The 15,955-nt window shown below is 62.3% G+C and carries 14 protein-coding genes and 1 riboswitch; of the genes, 9 read left to right on the top strand and 5 right to left on the bottom strand.

The window, feature by feature from the left end; translation table 11 throughout:
• The 6 genes from ABX74_RS20785 to ABX74_RS20760 form a co-directional block, all read left to right on the top strand.
• Positions 1 to 332, top strand: a 332-nt coding sequence (locus ABX74_RS20785) for a TerD family protein (RefSeq protein WP_047889596.1), incomplete at its 5' end; no start/stop codon positions are given.
• A gap of 137 nt (positions 333 to 469) precedes the next feature.
• Positions 470 to 1,591, top strand: a complete 1,122-nt coding sequence (locus ABX74_RS20780) for a DUF475 domain-containing protein (protein WP_020906048.1) — start codon at positions 470 to 472, stop codon at positions 1,589 to 1,591.
• A gap of 228 nt (positions 1,592 to 1,819) precedes the next feature.
• Positions 1,820 to 3,814 carry a TerD family protein gene (locus tag ABX74_RS20775; protein ID WP_047889595.1) on the top strand — a complete coding sequence of 665 codons (1,995 nt, stop codon included), beginning with the start codon at positions 1,820 to 1,822 and terminating at the stop codon, positions 3,812 to 3,814.
• Between the two features lie 22 nt (positions 3,815 to 3,836).
• Positions 3,837 to 4,061, top strand: a complete 225-nt coding sequence (locus ABX74_RS20770) for a GNAT family N-acetyltransferase (RefSeq protein WP_262982278.1) — start codon at positions 3,837 to 3,839, stop codon at positions 4,059 to 4,061.
• Between the two features lie 18 nt (positions 4,062 to 4,079).
• Positions 4,080 to 4,529 (top strand): GNAT family N-acetyltransferase, encoded by a 450-nt coding sequence (locus ABX74_RS20765; RefSeq protein WP_053062062.1) that lies wholly within the window; start codon positions 4,080 to 4,082, stop codon positions 4,527 to 4,529.
• A gap of 64 nt (positions 4,530 to 4,593) precedes the next feature.
• On the top strand, positions 4,594 to 5,955 hold the full coding sequence (locus tag ABX74_RS20760; protein WP_047889593.1) for a lipase family protein: 1,362 nt from the start codon (positions 4,594 to 4,596) through the stop codon (positions 5,953 to 5,955).
• A gap of 19 nt (positions 5,956 to 5,974) precedes the next feature.
• On the opposite strand, the gene ABX74_RS20755 is transcribed toward ABX74_RS20760, so the two are convergent.
• The 3 genes from ABX74_RS20755 to ABX74_RS20745 all read right to left on the bottom strand — a co-directional run bounded on the left by ABX74_RS20755 (position 5,975) and on the right by ABX74_RS20745 (position 10,533).
• Entirely contained in the window at positions 5,975 to 6,679 is a 705-nt protein-coding gene (locus ABX74_RS20755) for an MgtC/SapB family protein (RefSeq protein ID WP_003941187.1), read from the bottom strand.
• Positions 6,680 to 6,688: 9 nt separating this feature from the next.
• Positions 6,689 to 9,382 (bottom strand): magnesium-translocating P-type ATPase, encoded by a 2,694-nt coding sequence (gene mgtA / locus ABX74_RS20750; protein ID WP_047889592.1) that lies wholly within the window; start codon positions 9,380 to 9,382, stop codon positions 6,689 to 6,691.
• A gap of 347 nt (positions 9,383 to 9,729) precedes the next feature.
• Positions 9,730 to 9,903: riboswitch (M-box (ykoK) riboswitch) on the bottom strand.
• Between the two features lie 45 nt (positions 9,904 to 9,948).
• Positions 9,949 to 10,533, bottom strand: a complete 585-nt coding sequence (locus ABX74_RS20745; RefSeq protein WP_029254386.1) for a TetR/AcrR family transcriptional regulator — start codon at positions 10,531 to 10,533, stop codon at positions 9,949 to 9,951.
• A 126-nt stretch (positions 10,534 to 10,659) separates the two neighbouring features.
• Here ABX74_RS20745 and ABX74_RS20740 point away from each other — a divergent pair, with 126 nt between their 5' ends.
• From ABX74_RS20740 to dszD, 3 genes are all read left to right on the top strand, one after another.
• A complete protein-coding gene (locus ABX74_RS20740; protein WP_003941129.1) occupies positions 10,660 to 11,763 on the top strand; it encodes a membrane protein in 1,104 nt (367 codons plus the stop codon).
• Between the two features lie 15 nt (positions 11,764 to 11,778).
• Positions 11,779 to 12,252 carry a YbaK/EbsC family protein gene (locus ABX74_RS20735; RefSeq protein ID WP_019746727.1) on the top strand — a complete coding sequence of 158 codons (474 nt, stop codon included), beginning with the start codon at positions 11,779 to 11,781 and terminating at the stop codon, positions 12,250 to 12,252.
• A gap of 208 nt (positions 12,253 to 12,460) precedes the next feature.
• The gene (gene dszD, locus ABX74_RS20730; RefSeq protein ID WP_047889591.1) at positions 12,461 to 13,039 is read left to right on the top strand and encodes an NADH:FMN oxidoreductase DszD; all 579 of its coding nucleotides are present in this window, start codon (positions 12,461 to 12,463) and stop codon (positions 13,037 to 13,039) included.
• Between the two features lie 52 nt (positions 13,040 to 13,091).
• On the opposite strand, the gene ABX74_RS20725 is transcribed toward dszD, so the two are convergent.
• Both ABX74_RS20725 and gabT read right to left on the bottom strand, forming a co-directional pair.
• Positions 13,092 to 14,537: an NAD-dependent succinate-semialdehyde dehydrogenase gene (locus ABX74_RS20725; protein WP_047889590.1), complete on the bottom strand. Its 1,446-nt coding sequence runs from the start codon at positions 14,535 to 14,537 to the stop codon at positions 13,092 to 13,094.
• Position 14,538: 1 nt separating this feature from the next.
• Complete coding sequence (gabT, locus tag ABX74_RS20720) at positions 14,539 to 15,903, bottom strand: 4-aminobutyrate--2-oxoglutarate transaminase (protein WP_007727077.1); 1,365 nt, start codon at positions 15,901 to 15,903, stop codon at positions 14,539 to 14,541.
• Between the last annotated feature and the right edge of the window lie 52 nt (positions 15,904 to 15,955).

Raw genomic sequence — 15,955 nt, 5'->3', positions numbered from 1 at the left:
GCGAAGGCGAAGGCGACGACGAGCAGATCGACGTGAACCTCGCAGCGGTTCCCGCCGAGATCGAAAGCGTTGTCTTCCCCGTCTCGATCTACGACGCAGAGGCTCGCTCGCAGTCCTTCGGCCAGGTTCGCAACGCGTACATCCGCGTCGTCGACAAGGCGAACGGCAACGAGCTCGCTCGCTACGACCTCTCCGAGGACGCTTCCACCGAAACCGCCATGGTCTTCGGTGAGCTGTACCGCAACGGTGCAGAGTGGAAGTTCCGCGCAATCGGCCAGGGTTACGCATCCGGCCTGTCCGGCATCGCGCGCGATTACGGCGTCAACGTCTGATCTTCGCTCTCGACGAGCTGACTCGGGGAAGGTTCCGCAGTAGTCTGTGGAACCCTCCCCGTTTTCACGTTCGGATGCGGTGAGAGACCGCTTGCAGTAACCACTCTGCATTGACCAACGAGAAAGGGCCACGCTCCGTGGTACTGCGAATATTCGGTTTATCCATCGCGATCTCCATCATCGCGATGATCGTCGCGTTCATCTACGGCGGACCCGAGGCACTGTTCCTCGTCATCATCCTGTCGATTCTGGAAATCTCGCTTTCCTTCGACAACGCCGTCATCAATGCCACCGTTCTGCGAAGAATGAGTGACTTCTGGCAGAAGATCTTCCTTACCATCGGCATTGTCATCGCCGTCTTCGGTATGCGTCTGGTGTTCCCGCTCGTGATCGTCTGGGCTGCTTCCGGGCTCGGACCCGTTGCTGCGCTCGACCTCGCGCTCAACCCGCCTGCCGACGACGCCGCTTACTTCGCCAACGGCGAGCCGAGCTACGAAACCATCCTCACCGACGCTCACCCGCAGATCGCTGCCTTCGGTGGCATGTTCCTGCTGATGCTCTTCCTCGGCTTCATCTTCGAAGAGCGTGAGATTACCTGGCTGTCCTGGCTGGAGAAGCCCCTCGCTCGCATCGGCAAGCTCGATCAGCTCTCCGTCGTCGTAGCCGGCATCGTCCTGGTTCTCAGTGGTTCTTTCCTCGCCGCTGACGACAAGGTCTCCACCGTCATGATCTCGGGCGTTCTGGGCATGATCACCTACATCGCGGTCAACGGATTGGGTGAACTGTTCAACTTGCCGGAAGAAGGCGAAGAAGAGGAGACCACCAAGTCCGGTGGTCCCACCGAATTCGCGAAGGCAACCGGCAAGGCCGGCTTCTTCCTGTTCCTCTACCTCGAAGTCCTCGACGCGTCCTTCTCCTTCGACGGCGTCATCGGCGCATTCGCCATCACTGCAGACCCGATCATCATCGCCCTCGGCCTCGGCTTCGTCGGCGCGATGTTCGTCCGTTCCATCACGGTCTTCCTGGTCCGCAAGGGCACGCTCTCCGATTACGTCTACCTCGAACACGGTGCGCACTGGGCCATCGGCGCTCTGGCCGTCATCTTGATGGTGTCCATCGGCGTTCACATCAACGAGATCATCACCGGCCTGGTCGGTGTCTTCTTGATCGGCGCTGCTTTCATCAGCAGCCTCATTCGCAACAAGCGAATCGCGAACGCAGATCCGAAGTTGGACGAGAACACTCCGGCAACTGTCTGACGTTCTTTCTCGAAACGCCCGCGACCAATTGGTTGCGGGCGTTTTGTTTGTTATGCCTGAATTGAAACGCTCTGCATTCACAGCCGCGCGCCAATTGTTCAGCCGCGCGCCAAATTCAGCCTGCGGGTGAACAATTGCCCTGCGGGTGCGAAACCGCACAAATCTCGACCCACCCCGGCACAATCAAGAGGCGAAATCCGATTGTGCACAGTGATGAGGGGGAAAGTCGTGGAAGACCAGTTTCTGTCCAAAGGCCAGAACATCGAGCTCCCCGACGAACTCGATCAGATCGACATCGTGATCACCTGGGACAATACGGAATTCGGTGTCGATGCCTCGGCATTGCTTCTGGGTGCCGACGGAAAAGTCAGGTCCGACGCGGACTTCGTCTTCTACAACCAACAGGAATCTGCTGACGGCTCGGTTCGCTATCTCGGCCGCCGCGAAGCCGAATCCGGCCCGCACGAGCGCCTCCTCGTCCACCTCGCTGCTGTACCCGAACAGGTCGATGCGATCGCGTTGGTAGGCAGCGTCGACTCCGGCTCTTTCGGAGACCTCGGCAAACTTGCGCTCCAACTGGTCGATTCCGGCGGCTCTCCTATCGCCGAATACGTCACCGCCGACGCATCCACCGAAACCGCCTTCGTCTTCGGTCAGGTCTATCGGCGCAACGGGAAGTGGAAACTTCGCGCCATCGGCCAAGGTTGGGCTTCAGGACTCGCCGGGCTCGCCGAAGACTTCGGAGTCGACGTGAGCGAGGATGCCCCCGTCGAGGAGCCGTCGTCACCTGAGCTGGAGACACCCCAACCGATATCGGAATCCGATCCACCAGTCACCGAACCCACGACGCCACCAAAGCCCGCACGGCAGCGCGGGGTTCGTACAGCGAAGCCCGTGCCCAAGAAGGCTCCACTACCCGAATTCAAGCACGCCGAGTCCGAGACCTGGCAACCTGCACGACTCTTCTCGGTGATCGGCGTCGGAACCGGCGAGGAACAAGAACGACGCACGACGTCGGCATTGGTTTCCACGATGCAAGCGGTTCCATTGTTTGCGCGGGCGGTTTCGTCCCGCGTGGGCGCACCGGCCGGCTCGTTCGAGGGCTATGTCGAAGTTCCCTACGTCAAAGGTGAATCTCGGGTGATCCCGGATGCGGTGTGGCGCATCGCCCGCGGAAGCCGGCTCTGGACCGGCTTGCTCGAAGCAAAGACTGGAGCAGGCACCCATACCCGAGAGCAGCTCGAAAACTATCTCGACGTCGCCAAGAAGAACAAGTACGACGTCGTGATCAGCCTGTCCAACGACTTGCCTGCCGGCGCCGGCGAATTACCCGTCGAGGTGGACAAGCGCAAGCTCACCAAAGTTGCGCTGCGGCATCTGTCTTGGGCAGAAGTCATCCACGAGGCCCGGATGGTGCTCTCGCACGGCGGAATCGACAATCCTCTGCAAGGTTGGATTCTCAGCGAATTTCTCCGGTACATCGAACATCCCAAGTCAGGGGCCGAGGAGTTCGTTGACATGGGTCGTCACTGGGTATCGATACGCGATTCCGTCAGCGCCGGGACTCTACGTCCTGGAGATCCGAAGGCAGCGGCGGTCGCTCAGTCGTGGATCGCGCTCGCACGAAATCTTGCGCTGCGATTCACAGCTGATCTCGGTGTCATCGTCAAACATGTGTTGCCCCGCCGGGTAGTCAACGACGCGGAAGCGCGTACCGCGCTGACGGTCAACGAATTGGCGAACGACGGCACCTTCAGCGCCACCCTCCGGATCCCCGACGCAGCCGGAGAGTTACGGGTTACCGCTGATTTGAGAACCAACAAAGTGAGCTGCAGTACAACGGTTTCCGCTCCTGACGAAGGTACCGCAGGAAAACGGGTTACTTGGGCTTTGCGTCAATTGAAAAATGCACCCGAGGACTTGTTGGTCGAAGCGTTGTTCACCGGTCCTGCCGCGTCGACATGCGAGATTCTTACATCGGCCCGAGCAACACCGCGTCTACTGACGGACGGGCAAGGCGGTCAACTCACTTCATTCGTGCTGACACAGTCCTTCCCCCTCGGCAGCAAGCGTGCGGGCACTGCTGCAAGTTTCATCAGCAGCGTCACGAGTTCAGCCGAGGTGTTCTATTCCGAAGTCGTTCAACCACTCCGGGAATGGGTCCCCGCCGCACCTAAAGCGTCCGATCTCCCTCGTGAAGAACAAGTCGATAACGAAGACTGAAATTGAACGAGATAGTCATAGAGTGGCACCGGACTTGGCGGGCAACCGCCTCGGCCGACGCCTCTTGCAGCACGTGGAACAGAACGCTCCGGAGCACACCACAAGTTTCGAGCTGTTCACCGGAAGCAAGAGCGTGCGGAACATTCGCGTGTACACCCGAGCGGGCTACTCCCAATTGCCGCCGGACCCCAGCCACATCCCCGGAGTCGTCTACCTGTCCAAGCCGAACGCCATCAACTCCGAGTGAACGGCGATACTGACTTCTGTGGTGAACATTCGCGTCGCAGCGCAGACAGACTTGCCGTTCTTACGTGAGCACGACTCACACATCGCAGCCGAGGAACTCGCGTCAGTGATCCAACGCGGCCGGATACTCGTCGCCGAGGACAGCGGGAAACCAATCGGATGGCTGCGCTGGGGCTTGTTCTGGGACGAGATTCCGTTCATGAACATGCTGACCGTGCTGTCTTCGAACCGCGGCCAAGGCATCGGGCGCGCTTTGGTCACAGATTGGGAAAAACGCATGAGCCGCGCGGGACACTCGCAGGTCCTCACCTCCACACTCGCCGACGAATCAGCCCAGAACTTCTATCGCGCAATGGGATACAGCGACGCGGGAGTTCTGTTACTCCCAGGCGAGCCCTCCGAAATCTTCCTACGCCGAGACCTCGGGCCTGCGCCCGATCTGACCGATCCCCACATTACCCGCGAGTAATATATGGTGGTCGTCACACCGCGATCTCAGGGTGGGGCGTGGCACACCAATGTGGAGGACGAGTATGTCGTCAAGGGTCTTATCTCGCACAGCCGTCGGAGTACTCGCGGTTGCACTGACAGGCGTCGGTGCACCGGCAGCACTCGCGCAGCCGGCTCTTGCCCAGTCCCCTGATGACAGTTTCTACAGCTACGAGGGCGCGGCGCCTCTCTCGTCGTACGCTCCAGGCGCGGTCCTCGAGACTCGCACCGTGCCGTACACCATTCTCAACATCCCGACCCCGATACAGGCAGTGCAGGTTCTCTACCGATCAACCGACGCCCTCGGTCAGCCGTCGGCCAACGTCACCTCGATCCTGCGCCCGGCCAACGGTCAACCGGATAAAGTTGTTTCGTACCAATCCTTTTACGATTCACTGAACCCCGACGACAGTCCGTCGCGGGCCATCGCGGGCAACACCCCGATCGGAGATTGGACGCCGAGTGGGCGCAATTTCAACGTCGGCGGAACCTTCACGTCCATCGAGGCAGCCTTGTTCGGGCCGCTCTTCGCCCTCGGCTACACGATCGTCGTCCCGGACACCGAAGGCCCGGATGCAAACTTCGCTGCCGGACCCGAATACGGGATGATGACGCTCGACGCTCTGCGTGCGGCCAAAGATGTCCCGAAAACCGGAATCACCGACGACGCAGAGATCGCGCTGATGGGGTACTCCGGCGGAGCGATCGCCACCAACTGGGCTTCGATCCTCGCTCCCGCGTACGCACCGGAGATCAACGACAACTTGATCGGTGCCGCGCAGGGCGGCGTGCTGGTCAATCCGGCCAACAACCTTCGCTACGCGAGCGGAAGCATCGGGTGGGGCGGCGTCGTCGGCATGGCTATCGTCGGCGTTGCGCGTTCGTACGACATCGATTTCGGAAAGTATCTCAGTGACCGTGGACGCGACGTCATGGCTCGACTCGAAGACGCGTCCATCGGCAACGTGCTGGCACAGTACCCCGGTCTGACCTGGCAGGAACTGGTCAAGCCCGAGTACGCCGATCCCAATACGGTTCCCGAGTACGTCGATGTCGTGAACAAGATCAACATGGGCACCGCAGCCACACCGACGATTCCGATGTTCATCGCCCAGGCAGCCAACGGCACTATCGAGGGCACCCAACCCGGTGGCCCCGGCGTCGGAGCGGGCGACGGCGTCATGATCACGGGCGACGTCCGTACCCTCGCACGCAAGTATTGCGACGCCGGCCTGCCGATTCAGTACGACCAGTACGACACCATCAGCCACTTCCTCGGCGCCATGCTCTGGCTCCCCGGTGCGCTCACCTGGATCGACGACCGATTCACCGGCAAGCCTGCTCCGTCCAACTGCGCAAGCATCGCACCCGGGAACTCCCTTGCACCACAGGAACATGCCCGCTAGCTGACAGAGACGTCCGTTTCTACTTCGACGGCTCCACCTCCCAGCGAACGTGTGTCACCAACGGTTCCAGGCTCAGCCGGCTGACGGCGGATTCCAGGAGTCCGTCGTCACGCTCCGCTGCGGCCAATTCCGCGACCACTCGTACGCGGTCGCTGTCCGGGATGTCGAAGGACTGCACTGACCGGAGTTGGAACTCCGGCCTCGAAATGGACTGCACGGTAAGCCCTCTGATGTGAGCTTCGGCGTCACCGTGGCAGGTCACCTCGAAGGTGTAGTCAGCCGGCGGTTCCTCGCGCCCGGTGCGGGCAGGCTGGTGATCCATCATCCGGCCCAACGGCCTCAACAACGTATTCGCCAACATGATTGCACCGGCACCGAACACCGCAACCCAGTACATTCCGCCGCCTGCCAGCGCACCGACGGCGGCCGTGGCCCACAAGGTTGCGGCGGTGTTCAGGCCGGTGACCGAGGCTCCCTGCTTCATGATCACCCCGGCACCGAGGAAGCCGATCCCCGAGACGATCTGCGCTGCGACGCGCGTCGGATCAGCGTCCGGCCCCTGAAACCCGTACGCGCCCATGATGACGAAGAGCGTCGCACCCAAGCTCACCAACGCGTTGGTTCGCAGACCCGCCATCCTTGCGCGCCATTGCCTTTCGATCCCGACGGCAGCGCCGAGGACGAGTCCGAGCGCTATCCGCACAAGGATGACGTGGATTTCCACGGTGAACTCCTAGAGCCAGGTCGCGAATCGACGGATGAACATTCCCTTGGCCACCTGCGTGACGACGCAGTAAGCCGCGAGAGTGAGGACCAGCCACGGGAAGTAGTTCCACGGCAGTGAAACCAACCCGAGGGAATGGCCCCAGGACGTGAACGGGAACACCAGCGCGAAGACGCAGGCGGCGCCCGTGCTGAGCAGTACCGGAAGCGAAGCACGCGACTGGATGAATGGGATCTTGCGGGTGCGGATCATGTGAACGATCAGCGTCTGCGAGATCAATGACTCGATGAACCAACCCGATTGGAACAGCGCTGCATGCTCGGGAGAGTTGGCAGCGAACACGAACCACATCAGCGCGAAGGTCGAGATGTCGAAGATCGAACTGATCGGGCCGATGAACACCATGAACCGGCGAAGGCTCTTGGTCTCCCACTTGCGGGGCTTCGCGAGGAAGTCGTCGTCGACGCGGTCCCACGGGATCGTGAGCATCGAGAGATCGTAGATCAGGTTCTGCAACAACAGAACTACGGGAATCATGGGGATGAACGGCAGCAAGGCACTGGCGACGAGCACCGAGAAGACGTTCCCGAAGTTCGACGACGCAGTCATCTTGATGTACTTCTGGATGTTTCCGAAGGTACGACGCCCTTCGATGACTCCTTGTTCGAGTACGCCGAGGTCCTTCTCCAGCAAGATGATGTCCGCGGATTCGCGGGCGATGTCCGCCGCTGTGTCGACGGAGATGCCGACGTCCGCCGCCCGAAGTGCGGGTGCGTCGTTGACACCGTCACCAAGGAAACCAACCGTGTGGCCGACCCGGCGCAGCGATTCGACAATGCGTGCCTTCTGCATCGGATCCGTCTTCGCGAAGACGGTTGTCCGCTGCACCAACTCGTCGAGGGCGTCGTCGTTCAACGCTTCGATCTCGGCGCCGGAGACCACGGTCCCGACATCGATACCGACTTTGCCGCAGACGGTTTCGGCGACCAATTCGTTGTCACCCGTCACTACCTTGACCGCGACTCCGTGGCTCGCGAGGGCTTCGATCGCCCCGGCCGCAGATTCCTTCGGCGGGTCGAGGAAGGCCAGCAGTCCAACCAGGGTCATACCCTCTTCGTCGGCCGTCGAGTACTCGCGGCGCTGCTCTTCGACGACTGTCTTGGTTGCCACCGCAAGCACTCGCTTGCCCTGACCGTTCAGTTCCGCGACCAGACGGTCGACTCGGGCCAGCCATCCCGGCGTCAATTGGTGGGTCACCCCGTCCAGTTCCACCGATTCACAGACCGAAAGGAGCTCTTCCACTGCACCTTTGGTGACGATCAGATCGGCGTCGCCGTGGTCGACCACCACGGAGAGTCGACGGCGCTTGAAGTCGAAGGGAATCTCGTCCACCAACCCGTGCCGACGCGAGATCTCCTCGACCACTTCGGGACCGGCGGCCTCGATCACCGCGTCGTCGAGAAGACTGCGCAATCCGGTCTGATTCACGGAATTGACTGCCGCTAGCCGCAATACGTCCTCGGACTTGCGTCCGGCAGTATCGAGATGCTCACCGAGAACGATGCGGTCCTCGGTGAGAGTTCCGGTCTTGTCCGTGCACAGAACGTCCATGGCGCCGAAGTTCTGAATCGCGTTGATCTGCTTGACGATCACCTTCTTGCGCGACATGTGGAGCGCACCCTTGGCCAGGTTCGCAGTCACGATGAGCGGCAACATTTCGGGGGTCAACCCCACCGCGGTGGCGACGCCGAAGAGTAGTGCTTGGCTCCAGTCCTTGGTCAGTCCGTTGATGATGAAAACCGCGGGAACCATGATCAGCATGAACTTGATCAGCAGGTAGCTGACACTGCGGACCCCGACGTCGAAGCTGGTTTCGGGTCGCTTGGACGCCAATTGTGCTGTCATGGCGCCGAAGTAAGTCCGCTTGCCGGTGTGCACCGCGACGGCGGTGCCGCTGCCCGACACGACGGAAGTACCCATGAACCCGATGTTCTCGGCCTCGAGCAGCCGATCGACGTCGATCCCCGTCGACGGTTCCGCCGACTTCTCGGCCGGCATCGACTCACCGCTGAGCATTGACTGATTGACCTGTAGATCCTTGGCCCGGATGATGCGGACATCGGCCGGGATCATGTCGCCGGCGGCAAGCTGGACTACATCACCTGGCAGTAGCTGCTCGATCGGAATCTCAGCCGTGACCACGGTGTTGTTGATCTTGCGGGTGGCCGCGACAGTTGTCGTGACCATGGCCTTGAGTGCCTCGGCAGCCCGAGTCGAACGGTATTCCTGCCAGAACCTCAGGGACACACTGACAAAGATCATCAGCCCGAGGGTGATGATGCCCTCGTAGGAGGGACCGTCTTCCGGGTCTGCCCACACCACGTCGGTCCCGACCATGATCAGTGCGAGGAACACCAGGATCAAGATGAACGGATTCTTGAAAGCTTGCGCGAACTGCACTATCGCCGGTGCCGGGCGGTCGTGGCGGACATCGTTGCGCCCGTATTGCCGACGAAGATCGTCGATCTGATCGTCACGAAGGCCGTTGGCCGTCGTGGTCAGATCTGCGAGAACGGTGCGCGTGTCCGAGGCCGAGTAGTCGACCAATTCCTGTGCGCTTTCTTTTGCCAGGACCGTTGAAGGTGTTTGTTGTGCACTGTTTCTCGTGGGCCGTGGCCGCAATGCGAGAACGGAAAATGACATGACGAATCTCCTCGACTGCCGGCGTGCACGGGACAGTGCCAGCGCATGAGGGCAGCAGAATGCGCTGAACGACAACGGAAGTCGTCAGCGGACGCGACAAAGCCGCGCAGATGAAACCGAGGGTGCGAAGGTCAGAGACTGACGAGCAAAATGCCGGGGTGAGCACCGTCGGTAAGAACAGAAGGATGGGTCGAATATCGACTCGGCGGGTCGTCCACGATGGTCACCTCCTGAAAGTTCGGGGCGTCCGTTGACGCCACACAAAGTACATGCGCACAGCACACGCCAGGAGAACCGAATATCGACGTACTCTCGCCTTCGCCGGAAGAAACCGGCATCAAGCTGCGAAAACACCTCCACGTCCGAGTTTTGGCACTGCACGACGTGTCCCGATCAAGACCGGGAAGCCACTTTGGATCACCCCTTAAGCCGGGGAGATCTGTCCTAACCTTGGGCGTCTCTCGACGTCGTGAGATCAGTGGCCTGTGTTCGTGCAGAAGCCTCACCTAACGAGGTACTGCACCCAGAGGGTAGTTCTCAAATCTGTTGCCTGTCAACCGAGCAACTCAGACGGCGGGCAATCCTGCCCGTGCGACGGCGCCGGCGAAGAGTGCCGTCACGGCGGCACCCATCACGCTCTGATCAACTTCTTCCGGATCCACCGAGTGCTCGAGAACGAGCCCGGATATCAAGGCCATCAACGAGATTGCAGTGGTCCGCACATCGAAGGAATCGTCCACTCCCCATTCGCGGGCACGTTCACCGATCAACTCCACGAGTTGACTGCGCAAGTGGCGACGCTCACGCAAGTACGCCTGAGCGATCTGCGGATCACGTCCGGCGAGCACTCCGAATTCGAGGACGAGCAGTGACCACCCCGGGTCGTCGACCATCCACGTTGCAATGGCCTCGCCACCTTTACCCGCCGCGTCGGCGGGGTTCATCCCGGCGATCTCGGCGAGCACACGGCCGGCCAGTTCGAGAGACCGTTGCGCGAACAGTTCGGCGAACAGATCTTGTTTCGACTCGAAGTTGGAATAGACAGCCCCCTTGGTGAAGCCCGCGCGGCGGGCAACTTCAGTGAGACGTGCAGCACTGAATCCGCGCTCCGCAAACTCTTCCGCCGCAGCGTCGAGCAGTCTTTGCCGCACCACGTCACGTCCGGGGCGGGTTACCGGCGTCCAGTCCGGTTGACGAGATTCAGTCACGATACCTAGAGTATTCAATACCTTGGGTATTGACAAGCTCTTTACTTTCGACAAGATCAGGACTCTTTCGTGACCACTACGCATCCGGCACACGCCGCACCAGACAACAGCTCCACCCACGACGAACACCACCACGACAATCTGCTCGTGAAATACGGCGCACCCAAGGTGATGGCCGCGCTGTTCGTCGGCGTGCTCCTGCTGCAGATGGGCTTCATCCTCAGCTACGTCGCCGCCTTCCATCAGCCGACTCCGCGAGACATCGAAATCGCGGTCATCGCCGATCAGGGCACACCGGACGGCATGGATCAGCAGATCGCCGACAAACTCAATGCCATCGACGGCAGCCCGCTCGACGCTCAGGTGGTCGACAGCACGGCGACCGCTCGCCGCATGATCAACGACCGCGAGATCCAGGGCGCGTTTGTCATCAACCCGGCCGGACCGGACACCCTGATCACCGCGAGCGCGGGCGGCAGCTCCATCGCGACATCACTCGAAGCGGTGTTCACGAAGGTCGAGGCGACGCAGGACCGACAGTTCGTCGTCCGCGACGAGATCCCCGTCGGAGCGCACGACAACCGCGGCCTCTCCGGCTTCTACCTCTCGGTCGGCTGGGTCGTCGGCGGCTATCTCCTTGCGGCAGCCATCGGACTGTTCATCGGTGCGCCGAAGACCCTCCGCCAGGCAAGCGCCCACACGGGCGTGATCGCGATCTACTCGATCATCTCGGGAGCCCTCGGCGCCCTCATCACCTCACACGTGCTCGGAACTTTCGCGGGCCACTGGTTCCCGCTGTGGATCCTGGGAACAGCCGTGGTGTTCGGCACCGCCATGTTCACACTCGGATTGCGCGCTGCCATCGGCGTTCTGGCAGTCCCGCTGGCTATCGCCGTCTTCGTGATTCTCGGCAATCCCAGTGCGGGAGGCGCATTCGGCTCCAACGTGATTCCCTCGTTCTATGCCGCCATCGGCCGATGGATCACACCTGGCGCCGGCACCGAAGGCGTGCGGAGCATCGTCTACTTCAACAACGTCGGCGTCGGCCAGCCTGCTCTGACGCTTTTCCTGTACGCGCTGATCGGTGCGGTCATGCTGTTCGGCTTCACGATCCGTCGTAACCGAAAGTCCACCGACACGACGCCGACTCCAGCTGTGGCGAACGCCGACTAGTCCTAGTCTGAACTCATGACGAGCCTCCTCCACCCCAACGCCTCGCACGTCGCCGAAACACTGATCTCACGGGGTCACCACGGCGTCATCGTCACGCAGCCCGAAGCCACGCACACCGCGGCCGAGGCAGCGGCGGCCGTCGGGGTGGAGGTAGGCGCGATCACCAAGTCGCTCGTGTTCCTTCTCGACGACGACCCGGTCCTACTGCTGGTCTCCGGCGCACATCAGGTCAATCTGAAAGCCACCGGCGAACGCCTCGAAGGCAAGCTCACGCGGGCGCCGCTGGAAATGGCGAAGTCGGCAACGGGCCAGCCGATCGGTGGGGTCGCTCCGCTCGGGCATCCCACCAACCTGCCCACCTACATCGATACCGCCCTCGAGCAGTACCCCGAATTGTGGGCTGCTGCCGGGCACCCGAACACGGTCTTTCGCACGACGTACTCCGAACTCCTTCGAATCACGGCCGGCCTCGCCGTCGACATGGACTGACGCACTTCAGCCAACCCGGTCCGAACCCACTCAGACGTGCGTCCACCTATAGTTGGACGCACCATGTGCACTGCAACCAGGACCCCGGCCGGTAACCACTGGCGTCGACGACACGTAGATCTGTGCCGCACCGACGCATGTCTGTGTATGCCGAGCGCAGTCACCTCGACCACACCGCACACCTCGAGTTCCAGCCGGAGAGTTCCCGTTGTCTGACAAGCCGAATGCCGTTTCCAGCCACACCACCCCCGACGTCCCCGAAGTAGCAGCGACGCCCGAGTTGTCCACCGGCATCTGCGCCGGTGACTACCGTGCAGCGCTTCGCCGCCACCCCGCCGGTGTCACCGTCGTGACCCTTGATTCGGGTACCGGCCCGGTGGGTTTCACCGCCACCTCGTTCTCGTCCGTCTCCCTCGAGCCGCCGCTCGTCTCGTTCAACATCGCGGAGACGTCGTCGAGCATCAATGCACTCAAGGCCGCCGAGTCTTTGGTTATCCACCTTCTCGGCGAACATCAGCAGCATCTGGCCCAGCGCTTTGCGCGTAGCGCCGATCAGCGTTTTGCAGACGAGTCGCTGTGGGCAGTGCTCGACACCGGGGAGCCGGTTCTGCACGGCACCCCCAGCTGGATGCGCGTCAAGGTCGACCAGTTGATCCCTGTTGGCGACCACACGCTGGTCATCGGACTCGTCACGCGGGTTCACGCCGAAGAGGACGACGAATCCGCTGCCGCACCGCTGCTCTACCACGAGGGCAAGTACTACCGCCCCACTCCGTTAGGTCGATAGACAACTGTGCGCCTTTATTAACCGCCCGCGGTTAATAAAGGCGCACAGCAAGTTACAGCGCTACGTACTTGGTATCGAGATACTCGTCGATACCCTCGGTTCCGCCTTCACGGCCGAAGCCCGATTCCTTCACGCCACCGAACGGCGCCGCAGCATCGGAGATCGCGCCGCGATTGACGCCGACCATGCCGGTGTCCAGCTTGGCCGAGACGCGCATCGCCCGGTCGATGTCGCGGGTGTAGAAGTACGCCACGAGGCCGTACTCGGTGTTGTTCGCAGCCGCGATCGCTTCGTCTTCGGTGTCGAAACCGACCACTGCCGCAACGGGTCCGAAGATCTCTTCCTTCAGCAGGCGCGCATCGGCGGGCACCTGATCCAGAACGGTCGGGGTGAAGAAGAAGCCGGCTCCTTCGGGCGCCGATCCACCGGTGCGAACGCGAGCGCCCTTGGACACGGCGTCGTCGACGAGTCCGGTGACGGTTGCGAGCTGCTTGGTGTTGATCAGCGGGCCGATGTTGGTGCCCTCGGCGTCACCGGCGCCCACCTTCAAGGCCGCAACCTTGGCGGTGAACTTGTCGGTGAACTCCTCGCGCACCGAGTTGGCGACGTAGATGCGGTTGGCCGCGGTGCAGGCCTCGCCGCCGTTACGCATCTTCGCGAGCATTGCGCCGTCGACAGCTGCGTCGATGTCGGCGTCGTCGAAGACGATGAACGGCGCGTTGCCACCGAGTTCCATCGACGTGCGGAGCAGCTTGTCAGCGGCACCCCGCACCAACAGCTTTCCGACGCCCGTGGAGCCGGTGAAGGTGACCTTGCGCAGACGCGCATCTTCCATCAGCGGTCCACTGATGGAGGCCGCGTCGGACGTCGGGAGGATCGAGAGCACACCGTCGGGCAGACCGGCATCGGCGAACACCTGACCGAGGAGCTGCATGGTCAGCGGCGTGTCCTCGGCGGGCTTGACGATGATGGTGCAACCGGCAGCCAGCGCCGGTCCGATCTTGCGTGTGCCCATGGCGAGCGGAAAGTTCCACGGGGTGATCGCAAGGACCGGTCCGACGGCTTCCTTGGTGACCAGGATGCGACCGTTGCCGGCCGGAGCCTGCGTGAAACGTCCGCCGATGCGTACTGCTTCCTCGCTGAACCAGCGCAGGAATTCGCCGCCGTAGTTGACCTCACCGCGGCTCTCTGCCAACGACTTACCCATTTCCAGGGTCATCATCAGCGCGAAGTCCTCGGCGCGGGCGTGCAGCAATTCGAAGGCGGTGCGCAGGATCTCGCCGCGTACACGTGCCGGCGTGGCCGCCCAGTCTTCCTGCGCCGCAGCGGCGAGGTCGAGCGCACGGATACCGTCGGCAGCGGTGGCGTCGGCTACCTGGGCGAGTTCCTCACCCGTTGCCGGGTTGTAGACCGCAAAGGTCTTCTCGGCCGGGACGAGCTTGCCGCCGAGCCAGAGATCCTTGGGTACCGAGTCGAGAAGATCCGAGACGTTGGACATGTCAGTTCCCCTGTGCTGCAGTGCGAATAGCGGTCTCGAGGACGGTCAACGCGTCGTCGAGCAGCTCTTCGGAGATGACCAGCGGCGGGAGCAGACGGATGACGTTGCCGTAGGTACCGCAGGTGAGGATCACGACGCCGGCAGCGAGGCATTCGGCGGCGATCTTCTTGGTGATATCGGCGTCCGGCTCCTGCCCACCGGGCTTGACCAGCTCGATGGCGAGCATGGCGCCGCGACCGCGAACGTCACCGATGACGTCGAGTTCCTTTGCCAGTGCGTTCATTCGGCCGACGACGGTCGACTCGATGGTGCGTGCGCGGCCACAGAGGTCGAGCTCGCGCATCTGGTCGATGGACGCCAATGCAGCGGCGCAGGCGACGGGGTTACCGCCGTAGGTGCCACCGAGGCCGCCGGGGTGGACGGCGTCGATGAGCTCGGCGCGGCCCGTGACAGCGGCGAGCGGCATGCCGCCTGCGATGCCCTTGGCGAGAGTGACCAGGTCGGGGACGATGCCCTCGTGATCGCTGGCGAACCAGGCGCCGGTACGAGCGAAGCCTGCCTGAACCTCGTCGGCGATGAAGACGACGCCGTTCTCCTTGGCCCACGCGACGAGCGTCGGGAGGAATCCTTCTGCGGGAACGATGAATCCGCCCTCGCCCTGAATGGGCTCGATGAGGATGGCGGCCGTGTTGGCAGCACCGACCTGCTTCTCGATCATCGTGATGGCGCGCTGTGCGGCCTGCTCACCCGTGATCTTGGAGCCGTCGACGTTGAGGCCCTCGCGGTACGGGTAGGACATCGGGACGCGGTAGACCTCGGGGGCGAACGGACCGAAGCCGCTCTTGTACGGCATGGACTTCGAGGTCAGTGCCATCGTGAGGTTGGTGCGGCCGTGGTACGCGTGGTCGAAGACGACGACTGCGTCGCGACCGGTTGCGTGACGGGCGATCTTGACGGCGTTCTCGACGGCTTCTGCGCCGGAGTTGAACAGCACGGAACGCTTCTCGTGGTCACCGGGGGTGAGCTCGGCGAGACGCTCGGCGACCTCGACGTAGCCCTCGTACGGAGCGACCATGAAACAGGTGTGGGTGAAGTGCGCGACCTGATCCTGAACTGCGGACACGACGGCCGGGTTGGAAGCACCGACGCTGGTCACCGCGATACCGGCACCGAGGTCGATCAGCGAGTTGCCGTCGACGTCGACGATGACTCCGCCGTCTGCGTCGGCGACGTAGACCGGGAGGGTGGATGCGACGCCGGCGCCGACGACCTTCTTACGGCGTTCGGCGAGCGCAGCCGAGCGCGGGCCCGGGAACTCCGTGACGATGCGACGCTCCTGCGGAAGCCGGTATTCGATTGCACTCATGTGACCACCCTCTCGGTTGTGTATTGCATTCGAGTATGCGACGCGCGAAGCA

The organism is Rhodococcus sp. ARP2 (assembly GCF_001029585.1).
Taxonomy (GTDB): Bacteria; Actinomycetota; Actinomycetes; order Mycobacteriales; family Mycobacteriaceae; genus Rhodococcus_F; species Rhodococcus_F erythropolis.
Note: the sequence above shows the minus strand (reverse complement) of the source record. Positions and strands in the feature narration are given on the sequence as shown.

What these genes read in the sequence shown, in the direction of transcription:
- ABX74_RS20760 (WP_047889593.1), top strand. Translation starts at nt 4,594, where the DNA reads ATGTCGTCAAGGGTCTTATCTCGCACAGCCGTCGGAGTACTCGCGGTT.
- mgtA (WP_047889592.1), bottom strand. Translation starts at nt 9,382, where the DNA reads ATGTCATTTTCCGTTCTCGCATTGCGGCCACGGCCCACGAGAAACAGT.
- ABX74_RS20735 (WP_019746727.1), top strand. Translation starts at nt 11,779, where the DNA reads ATGACGAGCCTCCTCCACCCCAACGCCTCGCACGTCGCCGAAACACTG.
- ABX74_RS20725 (WP_047889590.1), bottom strand. Translation starts at nt 14,537, where the DNA reads ATGTCCAACGTCTCGGATCTTCTCGACTCGGTACCCAAGGATCTCTGG.
- gabT (WP_007727077.1), bottom strand. Translation starts at nt 15,903, where the DNA reads ATGAGTGCAATCGAATACCGGCTTCCGCAGGAGCGTCGCATCGTCACG.